The sequence below is a fragment of the Kitasatospora sp. NPDC058243 genome (genome assembly GCF_042882025.1).
Taxonomy (GTDB): domain Bacteria; phylum Actinomycetota; class Actinomycetes; order Streptomycetales; family Streptomycetaceae; genus Kitasatospora.
Map to the genome: position 1 here is coordinate 1 of NZ_JBHVWW010000119.1, position 12,915 is coordinate 12,915.

A 12,915-nucleotide genomic window follows, 5' to 3' on the forward strand; every position below is an offset into this window, starting at 1 on the left:
CTGCTCGTCCACCACGCCATCCGGCAGCTGATGCACCAGGCCGCCCTCAACGACGGCCTGGACGTCGACCGGCTCTCGTTCACCCGCAGCCTGCGCGTCGTACGCCGCCAGGTCCCCGCCCAGGCGGCGTTTTCCCCCCGGCAGACTCGCCCGCGCACTGACCCGCACCCTGACTGAGATCGCCGAACGCCTGCTACCCCCACGACGTCAGCGGACCTGCCCCCGCGTCATCAAACGCAAGATGTCCAACTGGCCCCTCAAACGCGCCCAACACCACAACTGGCCACCACCACAACCGGCAACAGTCACCGTCACCCAGCACGACACAACCTAAAGTCACTGGCATTGGACCTAGAGCAGCGCGTAGACGGCCGAGGCGTCGTCGTGCGCCTTGCCGCGCGGCCAGCGCTCGCAGGCGGCGTCCGCCCGCTCGACCTCGCGGACCTGCGCGATCAGTTCACCCGGACCGGACTCGGCGAGCAGCCGCAGCGCGTCCGCCCAACTCCCCAGCCCGAAGCGTTCGGTGAAGCGCGAGGCGCCGTCGGTGAGCGCGGCCAGCGCGTGCAGCCGCTCCAGCCGGACGAAGCCGGTCTCGGCGTGCCCGGCCGCCTTCGGGCTGGCCGCGGCGATCCACGGACCGTTGCCCCGGTTGCGGGCGGACCTGACGGCCAGCGCGTACTCCAGGTGCAGCGCGGCCCGCTCGGCCGAGCCGGGGACGGTCGCCCAGACCTGCCGGCGCAGTTCCTCCCCGCCGGGGAAGCGCTGGTTGTCCCCGATCACCTTCGGCGGGCCGTCCTTGTACTCCAGCACCAGCAGCGAGTCGCCGAGCACCAGGTACTCCAGCGACTCGCCGTGTCGGCGGGCCGCCACCACCATCGCCGCGGGGGTGTTGGGGTGGCCCAGGTCGCAGCGGCCGCCGTGCAGCGCGGCCGTCTCCACGATGGCGTCGGCCAGGCACTCGGCGATCGAGCGGTCCACCCGGTCGGTGAGCCGGGCGAGCAGGTGCACGCCCAACCGGCGGACGTACCAGGCGGTTCCGTGCCGGCACCCGGACTCCAGGCCGGTCGGCGAACTCGCGCCGTCCAGCAGTACCAGCGCCTCCGGCGAGGCCGCCGCGAAGTCCTCGCTCTCGCGGTCCGGCCGCCGTGCTTCCCCTGCGAGCTGTAGCTGCATCCCGACAGTGTGGCCGCCGCCCCCGGCCCGCGCCCAGACCCCTGCGCCGGTGTGGCGCGGGCCGGTCGCCGCCGCCCGGTGGCAGCCGAGGCAATCCGGTCATACCGTCGAATAACGACCGGACAATTCGGCCAATCAGGGCCTGTCAGGTTTGGGATCACCTTCGGGTGTCCGGGCGGCCCGGGACTGACGAGGAGCAGGAGATGTTCTGGGAGTTCATCGTGCTAGTGGCCGCCTCGACCGGCTTTCCGACCGCCGCGCTGCTCTTCCTGATCGGCGGGCCGCGCTTCCCCGACGAACAGCGCGGCGGCCGGCACGCCTAGCTCTCCGGACCGGCGTTCCTAGGCCTTCCAGACCGGGTCCCGCCCGAGCAGGGCCAGCGCGCGGTCGAACCGGCCGCCCTCCGTACCCGCTTCGAGGCACGGCGCGAACGCCTTGCCCGGCACCCGGTTCTCCGGTGCGGCCGGGACGGCCTCGGCGACCGCCAGCAGGGTCGCCGCCAGCTCCTCGTCGCCGTCCACGACGGCGGTGAACGGGGCCTGGACGCCGAGCGCGGCCGCGACGTCCCAGCCGTGCACCAGGGTGTCGAGCAGGTGGAAGCCGACCGCGTGCGCCAGCGGGAAGGGGCCGCCGTGCTGGATCTCCGGCAGCCAGACGTCGCGCCCGGCCGCTGCGGCCTCGCGGAACGCCGCGGTGAGCTCGGCGCCCGTGCGGCGGAAGGCGCCCGCCGGGTCGTCGCCGACCGGGGCGTCGGCCCAGAGCGCGAGGTCGGGCCCGGCGCCGCGGGCGGCCGCGGCGAAGCCCTGGTGCTGGCCGACGATGTGCTCCATCAGTCGGCGCAGCGTCCAGCCCGCGCACGGGCTCGGCAGCTCCAGCTGGTCGGGCCGCAGGCCGTCCACCACTTCGGCGGCCAACTCCAGGGATCGGGCGTGCAGTTCGACGAGTTCTCCGGCACGGCTCATGCGGCGCTGACCTCCTGACCGGCCGACAGGAAGCCGATCGCGTTGTCGATGACGGTGGGCTCGGCGACGATCCGGCGGTGGCCGAGCCCTCGGGTGACCAGTAGTTCCAGCCGGTCACCGTACGCGGCTTTCAGGCGCCGCGCGTGCGATATTCCGACCACGTCGTCGCCCTCGTCGTGCACCACCAGGATCGGCGGCGACACCTCCTCGGGCCGGTGCGCGGCGTCGAAGCGCCGCCACGGGTCCTCGGTGCCGGCGAACAGCTCGTGCTCGATCCGGTGCCGCAGGTCCCGCTCGATCACCGGGCCGAGGCCGAGCCCGGCGCAGAACGCGCCCGGCAGGTAGGCGAATTCGCTGACGCCTGCGAGGGCGACCAGCCGCCCGGCCCGGACCCCCTCGCGCAGCGCCAGGAACGCCCCGGCCACGCCCAGCGAGTGCGCCACGATCGCCTCGAACCCGCCGTAGCCGTCCTGGAGTTGCCCGGCGATGGCGCGGTACTCCAGCACCGTGGTGGCCCGGCCGCCGGAGTCGCCGTGGCCCGGCGCGTCGAAGGCGACCGGGCTCAGCCCGAGCGCGCGCAGCCGGGGCACGTAGGGGGCGAAGCGCGAGGCGCGGGAGCGCCAGCCGTGCATCAGCAGCACCGGCCGGGCGCCGTCGCCCCAGCGGTAGACGACGACCTCCTTGCCGTTCACGGTGATCCGCTCGACGGCGGCCTGCCGGTGGGTCTCCCGCTCGGCGGGGCGGACGGCGCTGCGCCGCAGCGGACGCTGGAACAGCTCGTACGCGGCGCGGCCGGCCAGCCGGGGCGCCAGGTGCGAGGTGGTGTTGAGGGCGGTGCGAACCAGTGCGAGGGCCGGGTCCATGCGGTCTCCCTGTCGGTGCGGACGGGCGTGCCGGGGTACGGGGGCCGTGCTCGGTCCGGATATTAGCACGACCGTTCGTACAGTTTTATGGACGGGAAGTCCGCCGCCCACCCCCGGGCTACCCTGGCGGCACGCACCGCGACGGCGACGGCGACGGCGACGACGAGAACTGAGGTGGCCGATGGCCGGATCGACCACGGACGGACGGGTCCTGCGCGGCGAGGAGACCCGCCGGGCGGTGCTGCACCGCGCCGTCACGATCGCCTCCGTCGAAGGCCTCGGCGCGCTCTCCATCGGTCGCCTCGCCACCGACCTCGGGCTCAGCAAGAGCGGCGTGTTCGCCGGCTTCGGATCCAAGGAGGAGCTCCAACTCGCCACCGTCCGCGCCGCCCGCCGCATCTTCGCCGACGCCGTCGTCGCCCCGGTCGCCGACACCCCGCCCGGCCTCGCCCGGGCCCGCGCCCTCTGCGAGAGCTGGCTCGCCTACTCCCGGGCCCGGGTCTTCCCCGGCGGCTGCTTCTTCTACGAGGTCACCGCCGAGTTCGACGCCCGCCCCGGCGCCGTCCGGGACGCCCTCGCCGACTGCGCCCGCGAGTGGCGCCAGGTGATCGCCGACGCCCTCGCCGAGGCCCGCGCCACCGGCGGCCTGCGGCCCGACACCGACCTCGACGACCTCGCCTTCGCCCTGATCGCCCTCCTGGAGACGGCCAACTCCCAGGCCGTGCTGCACGACGAGGACATCCCCTACCAGCGGGCCGCCCGCCTCCTGCTGCGCCTGCTGCGCGCCGAGGCCACCGACCCGGCCGACCCGGCGCTCGCCTAGGTCGCTTCTAGGCTTCTCGGCCCAGCGCCCCTTCCAGGAAAGCCGCCTGGGCCAGCAGCCGCTCGTCGCCGCCCGCCGTGCCGACCACCTGGAGGCCCAGCGGCAGCCCCTCCGCCGTCCGCCCGGTCGGCAGGCTCAGCGCGGGCAGGCCCAGGTAGCTCCACGGCAGCGACATCACCGGGTCCCCGGTGGTGTGCAGGCCCTCCGGCGCCCCGCCGGTCGCCGACGGCGCCAGCCACAGGTCCACCCCGGCCTCGGCGGTCGCCCGGGCGACCCGCTCGCGCAACCGCTCCCGGGCCTGGAGCGCGGCCGCCCGGTCCTCGGCCGCGACGCCCTGGCCGACCCGGATGCTCGCCGCCGTCTCCGGCCGGTACAGGCCGCCGAACCGGGCGAACCAGTCGGCGTGGCCGCGGGCCAGCTCGAAGCGGTTGATCGTCTGCAACTGCCGGGTGATCCCGGCGAAGTCCGGGAACAGCGGCACCCGGCGCACCGTCAGGCCGGCCTGCGCCAGGCGCTCCAGGCTCTCCTCGAAGTCGCGCAGCGCCGCCGGCTCGGCCCGCTCCAGGTACGCCCCGTCCGGGACCCCGAGCACCGGCCGGCCCCCGCCCCCGGCTGCCGCCTCGCCCCGCCAGTCGTCGCAGAGCAGTGCGGCCGCCAGGGCCGCCCCGGCCAGGTCGGCCGTGAACACCCCCAGGGTGTCGAAGCTCGGCGCGTTCGGGATCACCCCGGCCATCGGGATCCGCCCGTACGTGGGCCGGAAGCCCACCACCCCGCAGTACGCGGCCGGCCGGATCACCGACCCGACCGTCTGGGTGCCGACCGCCAGCGGCACCAGCCCCGCCGCGACCGCCGCCGCCGACCCGCTGCTGGAGCCGCCCGGGGTGTGCCCGGGATGGTGCGGGTTGCGGGTCGGTCCTGGCGCGCTCGCCGCGAACTCGGCGGTCACCGTCTTGCCGGCGACCAGCGCCCCGGCCGCCCGCAGCCGGTCCACCACCACGGCCTGCGGCCCCGCCAGGACTCCAGGCGGCAGCGCCGAACCGCCGCGCGTGGGCAGCCCGTCCACGTGCACGATGTCCTTGACCCCCACCGCCACCCCGTACAGCGGCGGCCGCCCGGCCGGTTCGGGGTGCCGTGCGGTCAGCGCCCGCTCCTGCGCGCGCAGCCGGTCGTGCCGCCCCGGCTCCGGGACGAACGCGTGGATCAGCGGGTCCACCCGCTCGACCAGCGCGCAGAACCGGTCGACGTGCTCGGACAGGTCCGGTTCGCCGGACCGCAGCCCGGCGGCCTCACGGGTCAACGACCGCGGCTTGGCAAGGGGTTGCTCCATGCCGATCACGGTAGACCACCCGTTGGCGCACTACTGGTGTTCGGCCGACAGGTACGGCGTCTCGCGCAGGTAGTACGCCCCGCAGGTGTGGCAGCACAGCTCCGGTGTCTTGCCCCAGTCCACCGGCTCCCGCACCTGCGCGTCCGGGTCGAGCTCCCGGCCGCACATCGCCACGCTCTCCGCCCCCCGGACCATGTGCCACAACCGCACCCCGCCGGTCGCACCCCCGGCCCCGTACTCGGCTCGCATCTGGTGCTTCATGCGGCCATCGTCAGGCCCCCCGGCCACCCCGGCAACCGGTGGCCGAACGGGCACCTGGGCAGCATCGATCACTTAGCGCCAAATCTGATCGAAACAAGCCACTCGCAACCGGTAGGGTTCGCGGGCGCGACCCGCGCCGACGGCCCTGCCGGAGGCCTCAAGTCGCCCGGAATCGACCCCATTTACCCCAATCTGGAGCTTCTCAACGTGCGCTCTTCTCGCCTTCTGGCCGCCTCCGCGCTGATGGCGCTCTCCTTCGGCACCACGGTCGGCGCCGTCAGCGCGAGTGCGGTCGGAGTCCCCTCCTCTCCGCCCCCCACCTCCACCACGGCCACCCCGAGCGCCCCCGCGCCGAGCACCCCGGCCCCGAGCACCACCCCGAGCGCCCCGGCGCCGACCACTTCGGCGCCCACCACCCCGGCCCCGACCACCCCGGCGCCCACCGGCAAGCCGACGAACCTGCCGACCCCGCCGATGCCGACGCCCAGCGGCGGACCCTGCCGCGGCGGCCTGCACCAGGACCTCAAGGTCACCGGCACCGGCCTCGCGAAGACCACCCTGGTCAAGGGCGGCGCGGCGCAGGAGGCCACGGTGACCTTCGAGAACACGGGCCCGGTCGACCTCAAGAAGGTCGACGCCGACTTCTTCTTCACCGACGTGAGCGAGGTGGAGCCGGTGATCAACCCGGTCACCTGGGGCAAGGAGTCGTTCACCATCCAGGTCAAGCTGCCCGGCGGGGACTGGAAGACCCCCGCCGCGAGCAGCATCAAGGGCGACAACATGTCCTACCTCCAGGTGGACCTCGGCGAGTACAAGATCGCCAAGGGGCAGAAGATCACCTTCCAGGTGCGTCTCGCGGCCACCGACAAGGCCGTGACCGCCCGCTACTTCGCCCAGCTGAGCGGCTACTCCGAGCAGTTCGAGGCCAAGGACGTGCCGGGCGCCCCCGCCACCGACAGCTGCCTCCGGTACGACGGCAGCTACCGGGTCGACGACCTGTTCAAGGTGACCGACGCGTCGGCCGCCACGCCGACTGCCGGCACCCCTGCGGCCGCCGGCCACGGTTCGGCCTCCGCCTCGCCGTCGGCGGGCCCGCACCTGGCCGAGACCGGCGCCGACTCCAACACCCTGCCGATCGCCCTCGGCGGCGCCGCCGTCCTGGCAGCCGGCGCCGGCACCGTGTTCGTCCTGCGCCGCCGCAAGGCCGGCGCGCACAGCTGACCCCTGCACCCGGGTGAACGCCGGGGGCGCGGACCGTGGTCCGCGCCCCCGGCGTTCGTCGTATCAGTTCGTCGTATCAGCCCGTCGTCATCAGTTCGCCGTGTCAGGACGCCCGCAGCAAGGCCCCGTCCTGCCACTTGAGGATCTTGTCGAAGCTCACGATGGCGCCCCGGAGCGGGTGGTTGCGGAGCTGGACGTGGTCGGTGAGGGCGTGGATGAGGAAGAGGCCGCGGCCGGATTCGGCGGTGAGGTCCGGGAGGGCGTCGAGGTCCACGGGGCGCAGCGTGGGCGCCGCGGGGCGGGCGGGGAGGACGTGGGTGTCGTAGGGGTGGCCGTCGCGCCGGGGCTGGTGGGCGGTGAGGACGCGGGCCGGGACGGTGGCGCGGCCGCGGCGGGGGCGGCGGTGCGCGGCCGGGCGGGGCGGCGGCGGGGGGACGGGGCGGCGGCGCAGCGCCGGGGCGGGGGTGCCGACGGGGCCGGGCAGGCCGGGGCCGGAGTCGGTGACCTCGATCCGCAGGCGGTCGCCGCTGATCGAGGCGGTGACCTGGAAGCCGTCGTCGGGCCGCCCGCCGGCGCCGTGCTCGACGGCGTTGGCGCAGGCCTCGCTGAGGGCGACGCCGAGGTCGTGGGCGATCTGCGGGTCGACGCCCGCCGTCGCCATGGCACCGAGCAGGATGCGCCGGGCCAGCGGGACGCTGGCCGGGTCGCGCTTGAGGTGCAGAGTCCACCAGATGTCCACGGGAGGTCCCTCCTGGCTGCGGCTCCACATACAACTAGGTATCTCCGGGCGATTCGGCGGTGAACCGTGCCCGGGGCCCGCTGCCGCCCGTTCGGCGGATGGACTGAGGCCGTGGATTGTGCCGAGTGGCGCACTCTCCGGCCTGCACGCCGCTGCCGAACGGGGCATTCGTAGGGATTTCCCACCCTGCCCACGCGGGCGAGGTAGGCGGTGAGATGATGTCTCGGCCATGACTGCCCTCCCCGCCGCCCCGCTCCCGGGCGCCCTCGCACCGGATGCGCCGGTGGGGGCCGCCGCCTGGGATCTGCGGCTTGCCCGGGCCGTCCCGTTCGCCCTGGTGTGCACGCTGATAGCGGCCGCCGGGCACGCCCTGGCGGGTGGCGGGAACGTGCCGCCGGCCGCGTTGGCGACGGGCTTCGCCGCGGTGCTGGTGCTCGCGGTGGCCTGCGGCGGGCGGGAGCGTTCGCTGACGGCCATCGCCGGTGCGCTGGGCGCGGGTCAGCTCGGGCTGCACTGCCTGTTCCACAGCTTCAACGGCCACGCGGCGATCGGCGGCATGGCCGGCATGCACCACGGCGGCTCCGGTCCGCTGACCCTGCCGACCGTGGCGGGCCGGCTGATCTGCAACGAGGCGCGCCCCGGCACGCTGGCCGGCCTGCCCGGGAGCCCGACCGCCGAGCAGTTGGTCTCCTCGGCGGGCCTGGACCCGAACGCGTACGCCGTCGCCCCGTGGTGGCAGGGCGGCGTATTCGGGATGACGCCGTCGATGCTGGCCGGGCACCTGGCCGCCGCGCTGGTGGCGGGCTGGTGGCTGCGGCGTGGTGAGGCGGCGCTGTGGCGGCTGGTGCGGGTGACCGCGTCGGCGGCCCGGGAGCACTGGGCGGCGCCGCTGCGGTCGGCGCTGGTGCTGGTGGCGGCGCTGCTGCGCGGCCTGTTCGGCGCGGCCGGTCCGGCCCGTCGGTTCGGCGTCCGGGGCGGGGAGAGTCCGCTTCCGGCGGGTGCCGCGCTGCGGCACAGCGTGGTGCGGCGCGGTCCGCCGCGCGGGGCCTTCGCGTACTGATCCGGCTCCTGGCGCCCCGTTCGTGTCGGGCCCCGGTCGTGCGCAGCGTCCCCGGGCCGGTCCCGTGTGTCCCCGACATCCCATGTGTCCCCGACACGCCGACGGCCCCCGGTTTCCGCCCCCACACGTCCCCAGCACGTCCCCACGCGCGGCCCCGCCGAGGCACGGTCTTCCCGTCGCCCGGACGCGGGCCGGTCCGCCGAGCTCCGATCGGAGACACCGCATCATGCGTTCCCTTCCCACCCGCCGTCTCGCCGCCGTCGCCCTCACCGCCGCCGCCTCCGTGGTGGCGCTGGCCGGCCCCGCGTTCGCGCACGTCACCGTGAACCCGGGTGCGGCCGCCCAGGGCGGCTACACGGCCGTCGACTTCCGGGTGCCGAACGAGAGCGACGCCGCCGGCACGGTGAAGCTGGAGGTCAACCTCCCGCTGGACCACCCGCTGGCCTCCGTCCGCACCCTGCCGCTGCCGGGCTGGACCGCGGCCGTCGAGAAGGCGAAGCTCGACAAGCCGATCAAGGTGCACGGCAGCGACGTCAACGAGGCCGTCTCCAAGATCACCTGGACCGCCGACGCCGGCACCAAGATCGCCCCCGGTCAGTTCCAGGAGTTCCGGGTCTCGATCGGCCCGCTGCCGTCCGACGCCGACAGCATGGTCTTCAAGACCCTGCAGACCTACGACAACGGCGACGTCGTCCGCTGGATCGACGAGTCCAAGGACGGCCAGCCCGAGCCGGCCCACCCGGCCCCCGTCCTGAAGCTCACCAAGGCCGCCGCCGGTGAGGACGCCCACGGCGGCGTCACCGCCTCCCCCTCCGCGGGCGCCCACGGCGACAGCTCCGACCACGCCGCGGCCCCGGCCGGCGCCAAGTCCAGCGACTCCACCGCCCGGGTGCTCGGCGTGGTCGGCATCGTGGTCGGCGTGATCGGCACCGCCGTCGGCGTGCTCGGCCTGCGCCGCCGGAGCAGCGGCTCCGCCTCCTGACCCACCCCGCCGGCGGGGCCGTACCCACGCCCCGGGTACGGTCCCGCCGGCGGTCCCGCCCCGCACGATCGGATCTCCCATGCCCCGCACCACCCGCACCACCCGCCTGGCCGGCGCGGCCGCCGTCGCGCTCGCCGCCGCCCTGACGCTGACCGCCTGCGGCTCCTCCGGGGGCGGCTCGACCCCCGCCAAGGTCACCAAGCAGAAGTCCGACTCGCCGTACCAGGGCACGGTGCTCACCAAGAACTTCGAGAAGCCCGACCTCCAGCTGACCGACACCTCCGGCCAGCCGTACGACCTGCGGCAGCAGACCAACGGCAAGACCACGCTGCTGTTCTTCGGCTACACCAGCTGCCCGGACGTCTGCCCCACCACCATGGGCGACATCGGCGTCGCGATGAAGGCGCTCCCGGCCGAGGAGCGGCAGAAGGTCAACGTCGTCTTCGTCTCCACCGACCCGCAGCGCGACACCCCCAAGGTGCTGCGCACCTGGCTGGACTCGATGGGCAGCGACTTCATAGGCCTGACCGGCGACCTGGCCAAGGTGAAGACGGCCGCCAGGTCGCTCGGCATCATGATCGAGGACCCGGTGGTCAACGCGGACGGCACCGTCACCTCGACCCACGGCGCGCAGGTGCTGGCCTTCCTCCCCTCGGACGACAAGGCGCACGTGCTCTACCTGAGCGGCACCGAGGAGAAGACCTACGAGCACGACCTGCCGCTGCTCGCCAAGGGGGTCGCGGCATGAAGGCCCCGACCGGCCACGCCCCGGCCGGCCGCGCGACCCTCGGCTTCCGGCGGACGGCGCTCACGGGCGCGGTACTGGCGACGGCCCTGGGCGGCGGCGCCATCCTGGTCGCCTGCGGGGCAGGCGGTCAGGACGGTGCCGGCGGCGGGGCGGCCAAGCTGAGCGTCGCCGACTCCTACATCCCGCTGCCCCCGGCCGGCGGGATGGCCGCCGGCTACCTGACCGTCCGCAACGACGGCGGGCAGGACCAGCTGGTCAAGGTGAGCAGCCCGGGCGCCGAGTCCGTCACCATGCACCGCTCGACCCCGTCGAGCATGGAGCAGGTCCCGAGCCTGGACGTGCCCGCGCACGGCGCGTTGCAGTTCGCCCGCGGCGGCACCCACCTGATGATCATGGGATGGCAGAAGGCCCCCGCCCTCGGCGACGAGCTGGAGCTCGACCTGACCTTCGCCAAGTCCGGCACCCTGTCGGTCAAGGTGCCGGTCAAGGAGCTCACCTACCGCCCCGGCCAGAGTTAAGGGGACCGCCAGCATGGAGAAGGCCGCCCACCGCCGCATCGCCGGACTGCTCGGGACGCTCGGCGCGCTGCTCGCGCTGATGCTCGCCGGCGCCGGACCGGCCGCCGCGCACGCCACCCTGGAGTCCACCGACCCGCACCAGAACTCGGTGGTCGCCACCGCCCCGCAGGCGGTCACGCTGACCTTCAGCGAGTCCGTGTCGCTGTCCAGCGACTCGGTGCGGGTGCTCGACCCGGCCGGCAAGGCGGTGGACACCGGCAACCCGGGGCACGCCGACGGCAAGGCGGACACCGCCCGGGTCGGACTGAACAGCGGGCTCGCCAACGGCACGTACACCGTCGCCTGGCGGGCCGTCTCGGAGGACTCGCACCCGATCGGCGGCGCGTTCACCTTCTCCATCGGCGCGCCCTCGGACACCTCGGTGTCCGCCACCGCACTCCAGGGCGCCAAGGCCGACGGCCTGGTCTCCGCCCTCTACGGCACCGGACGCACCGTCGCGTACGCGGCGTTCGCGCTGCTCGCCGGCGTCGCCGCGTTCGTGCTGATCTGCTGGCCGGAGGGCGCCACCCGGCGCCGGATGCAGCGGCTGCTGATGACCGGCTGGGCGGCGCTGCTGGCCTCCACCGTCGCGGTGCTGATGCTGCGCGGCCCGTACGAACGCGGTTCGGGGATCGGCAAGGCCCTCGACCTGTCGCTGGTGCGCGCCACCCTGGACGAGCGGATCGGCACCGCGCTGGCCGCCCGGCTGCTGCTGCTCGCGGCGAGCGGGGTGTTCCTGTCGCTGCTGGTCGGCCAGTTGGGGCAGCCGGCCCGGCCGGCGGCGCAGCCCGGCGACGCCGGGAGCGCGGGGAGCGCCGGAAGCGCCGGACGCGTCGGCGACGAGGAGGCCGAGGAGGCCGAGCTGCGGGAGCTGGAGCAGCGCGCCGCCGAGCGGCCGCAGCGCGAGGCCCGGCTGGGCCTCGGCGTCGCCGGGCTGGTGCTCTCGATCGCCCTGGCGGCGACCTGGGTCGGCGCCGACCACGCCTCGGTCGGCATCCAGGTCTGGCTGTCGCTGCCGCTCGGCATGCTGCACCTGATCGCGATGGCGCTCTGGCTGGGTGGCCTGGCCGCGCTGCTGGTCGCGCTGCGCGAGGGTGTCGGCGCGCAGGTCGTCGACCGCTTCTCGAAGGTCGCCTTCGGCTCGGTCGCGGTGCTGGCCGCCACCGGCGTCTACCAGTCCTGGCGCGGCCTCGGCAGCTGGGGCGCGCTGACCGGCACCGAGTACGGGCGGCTGCTGCTGGTGAAGACCGGCTGCGTGGCCGTGATGCTCGGCGCCGCCTGGTTCTCCCGCACCTGGCTGGCCCGGCTGCGCGCGGCCCCGGCCGAGGCGGCGGAGGTCGAGCCGGCCGCGGTGCCGGAGCCGGTCGGCGTCGCCGCCGCGCACCCCGAGGACCCGCTCCGGCAGGCCCAGCTGGCCCGCCAGCAGGCGGCCCGGGAGAGCGCCGGGCGCGAGCGCGGGCTGACCCCGACCAGGGCCGGGCTGCGCCGCTCGGTGCTGGTCGAGGCGCTGGTCGCGGTGGCGGTGCTGGTGGTCACCACGATGCTCACCAACTCCCCGCCCGGGCGGGTGGCGAGCGAGGTCAAGGCCGGTGCCGTCGCACCCGCCGCCGGGCCGGCCGCCGGGGGCGCGCCCGCCCCGCAGACCGAGCCGGGCCGCACCGTCGAGCTCAAGCTCCCGTACGACACCAAGGGCCGCACCCCGAACGCCAAGGGGACCGCGACCGTCACCCTCAACCCGGCCCGGACCGGCCCGAACGAGGTGCACCTCGCGCTGACCGGCGCGGACGGGCAGCCGGTGGACGTCCCCGAGGTGCAGCTCGCCTTCACCCTGCCGGACCGCGACCTCGGCCCGCTGCCGGTGGCGCTCACCCCGGAGGGCACCGGCCGCTGGAGCGGCACCGCGCAGCTGCCGCTGGCCGGCACCTGGGTGGTGTCGGTGCAGATCCGCTCCTCCGACATCGACCAGACCACCCCGACCCAGCAGTTCAAGATCGGCTGACCGCGATGGAGCACACCTCGACGGACCGCACCACGGCGGACCGGGCCACGGCGGACCGGGCCACGGTGCCGAGGCCCGCAGCACAGGGTGCGCAGGCGCCAGGCCGCGCCGGCTTCACCCGGCGGGCCCTGCTCGGCACCGCCGGCGCCGGGCTGCTGGCCGGCGCCGGAGCCGGCGTCGCCGGGGCGGTCGCCCTGGAC

At 75.2% G+C, this 12,915-nt stretch carries 13 protein-coding genes and 2 pseudogenes; 9 read left to right on the top strand and 6 right to left on the bottom strand.

Annotated elements, in window-relative coordinates:
- Window positions 1-177, top strand: a pseudogene (locus tag ACFVX9_RS38845) (IS4 family transposase); the annotation flags it as partial.
- 174 nt (window positions 178-351) lie between these two features.
- Here the strand turns inward: ACFVX9_RS38845 and ACFVX9_RS38850 are convergent.
- The 3 genes from ACFVX9_RS38850 to ACFVX9_RS38860 form a co-directional block, all read right to left on the bottom strand.
- Window positions 352-1,173, bottom strand: a complete 822-nt coding sequence (locus ACFVX9_RS38850; protein WP_063348362.1) for a protein phosphatase 2C domain-containing protein — start codon at window positions 1,171-1,173, stop codon at window positions 352-354.
- A gap of 341 nt (window positions 1,174-1,514) precedes the next feature.
- The gene (locus ACFVX9_RS38855; RefSeq protein WP_387986922.1) at window positions 1,515-2,135 is read right to left on the bottom strand and encodes a TIGR03086 family metal-binding protein; all 621 of its coding nucleotides are present in this window, start codon (window positions 2,133-2,135) and stop codon (window positions 1,515-1,517) included.
- Entirely contained in the window at window positions 2,132-2,998 is an 867-nt protein-coding gene (locus ACFVX9_RS38860; RefSeq protein WP_387986925.1) for an alpha/beta hydrolase, read from the bottom strand. Before ACFVX9_RS38860 ends, ACFVX9_RS38855 begins: the two co-directional genes overlap by 4 nt.
- Before the next feature lie 181 nt (window positions 2,999-3,179).
- Here ACFVX9_RS38860 and ACFVX9_RS38865 point away from each other — a divergent pair, with 181 nt between their 5' ends.
- Entirely contained in the window at window positions 3,180-3,821 is a 642-nt protein-coding gene (locus ACFVX9_RS38865; protein WP_387986928.1) for a TetR/AcrR family transcriptional regulator, read from the top strand.
- Window positions 3,822-3,828: 7 nt separating this feature from the next.
- On the opposite strand, the gene ACFVX9_RS38870 is transcribed toward ACFVX9_RS38865, so the two are convergent.
- Both ACFVX9_RS38870 and ACFVX9_RS38875 read right to left on the bottom strand, forming a co-directional pair.
- Entirely contained in the window at window positions 3,829-5,148 is a 1,320-nt protein-coding gene (locus ACFVX9_RS38870) for an amidase (protein ID WP_387986931.1), read from the bottom strand.
- A 30-nt stretch (window positions 5,149-5,178) separates the two neighbouring features.
- A complete protein-coding gene (locus ACFVX9_RS38875) occupies window positions 5,179-5,409 on the bottom strand; it encodes a hypothetical protein (protein ID WP_387986934.1) in 231 nt (76 codons plus the stop codon).
- 207 nt (window positions 5,410-5,616) lie between these two features.
- On the opposite strand from ACFVX9_RS38875, the gene ACFVX9_RS38880 reads away from it, so the two are divergent.
- A complete protein-coding gene (locus ACFVX9_RS38880; RefSeq protein ID WP_387986937.1) occupies window positions 5,617-6,630 on the top strand; it encodes an LAETG motif-containing sortase-dependent surface protein in 1,014 nt (337 codons plus the stop codon).
- A 103-nt stretch (window positions 6,631-6,733) separates the two neighbouring features.
- On the opposite strand, the gene ACFVX9_RS38885 is transcribed toward ACFVX9_RS38880, so the two are convergent.
- Window positions 6,734-7,369, bottom strand: a complete 636-nt coding sequence (locus ACFVX9_RS38885; protein ID WP_380424688.1) for an ATP-binding protein — start codon at window positions 7,367-7,369, stop codon at window positions 6,734-6,736.
- Between the two features lie 229 nt (window positions 7,370-7,598).
- Here ACFVX9_RS38885 and ACFVX9_RS38890 point away from each other — a divergent pair, with 229 nt between their 5' ends.
- From ACFVX9_RS38890 to ACFVX9_RS38915, 6 genes and pseudogenes are all read left to right on the top strand, one after another.
- A complete protein-coding gene (locus ACFVX9_RS38890; RefSeq protein ID WP_380335370.1) occupies window positions 7,599-8,429 on the top strand; it encodes a hypothetical protein in 831 nt (276 codons plus the stop codon).
- A gap of 226 nt (window positions 8,430-8,655) precedes the next feature.
- Window positions 8,656-9,411: a YcnI family protein gene (locus tag ACFVX9_RS38895; protein WP_380380876.1), complete on the top strand. Its 756-nt coding sequence runs from the start codon at window positions 8,656-8,658 to the stop codon at window positions 9,409-9,411.
- Between the two features lie 79 nt (window positions 9,412-9,490).
- Window positions 9,491-10,159, top strand: a complete 669-nt coding sequence (locus ACFVX9_RS38900; RefSeq protein WP_063348371.1) for an SCO family protein — start codon at window positions 9,491-9,493, stop codon at window positions 10,157-10,159.
- The gene (locus tag ACFVX9_RS38905) at window positions 10,156-10,677 is read left to right on the top strand and encodes a copper chaperone PCu(A)C (protein ID WP_380380874.1); all 522 of its coding nucleotides are present in this window, start codon (window positions 10,156-10,158) and stop codon (window positions 10,675-10,677) included. Before ACFVX9_RS38900 ends, ACFVX9_RS38905 begins: the two co-directional genes overlap by 4 nt.
- A gap of 13 nt (window positions 10,678-10,690) precedes the next feature.
- On the top strand, window positions 10,691-12,715 hold the full coding sequence (locus ACFVX9_RS38910) for a FixH family protein (protein ID WP_380380872.1): 2,025 nt from the start codon (window positions 10,691-10,693) through the stop codon (window positions 12,713-12,715).
- A gap of 5 nt (window positions 12,716-12,720) precedes the next feature.
- Window positions 12,721-12,915, top strand: a pseudogene (locus tag ACFVX9_RS38915) (deferrochelatase/peroxidase EfeB); the annotation flags it as partial.

Bases quoted from the DNA above. Each gene is read 5' to 3' on its own strand.
- ACFVX9_RS38850 (WP_063348362.1), bottom strand. From the start codon at position 1,173: ATGCAGCTACAGCTCGCAGGGGAAGCACGGCGGCCGGACCGCGAGAGC.
- ACFVX9_RS38855 (WP_387986922.1), bottom strand. From the start codon at position 2,135: ATGAGCCGTGCCGGAGAACTCGTCGAACTGCACGCCCGATCCCTGGAG.
- ACFVX9_RS38860 (WP_387986925.1), bottom strand. From the start codon at position 2,998: ATGGACCCGGCCCTCGCACTGGTTCGCACCGCCCTCAACACCACCTCG.
- ACFVX9_RS38865 (WP_387986928.1), top strand. From the start codon at position 3,180: ATGGCCGGATCGACCACGGACGGACGGGTCCTGCGCGGCGAGGAGACC.
- ACFVX9_RS38870 (WP_387986931.1), bottom strand. From the start codon at position 5,148: ATGGAGCAACCCCTTGCCAAGCCGCGGTCGTTGACCCGTGAGGCCGCC.
- ACFVX9_RS38875 (WP_387986934.1), bottom strand. From the start codon at position 5,409: ATGAAGCACCAGATGCGAGCCGAGTACGGGGCCGGGGGTGCGACCGGC.
- ACFVX9_RS38890 (WP_380335370.1), top strand. From the start codon at position 7,599: ATGACTGCCCTCCCCGCCGCCCCGCTCCCGGGCGCCCTCGCACCGGAT.
- ACFVX9_RS38895 (WP_380380876.1), top strand. From the start codon at position 8,656: ATGCGTTCCCTTCCCACCCGCCGTCTCGCCGCCGTCGCCCTCACCGCC.
- ACFVX9_RS38900 (WP_063348371.1), top strand. From the start codon at position 9,491: ATGCCCCGCACCACCCGCACCACCCGCCTGGCCGGCGCGGCCGCCGTC.
- ACFVX9_RS38905 (WP_380380874.1), top strand. From the start codon at position 10,156: ATGAAGGCCCCGACCGGCCACGCCCCGGCCGGCCGCGCGACCCTCGGC.
- ACFVX9_RS38910 (WP_380380872.1), top strand. From the start codon at position 10,691: ATGGAGAAGGCCGCCCACCGCCGCATCGCCGGACTGCTCGGGACGCTC.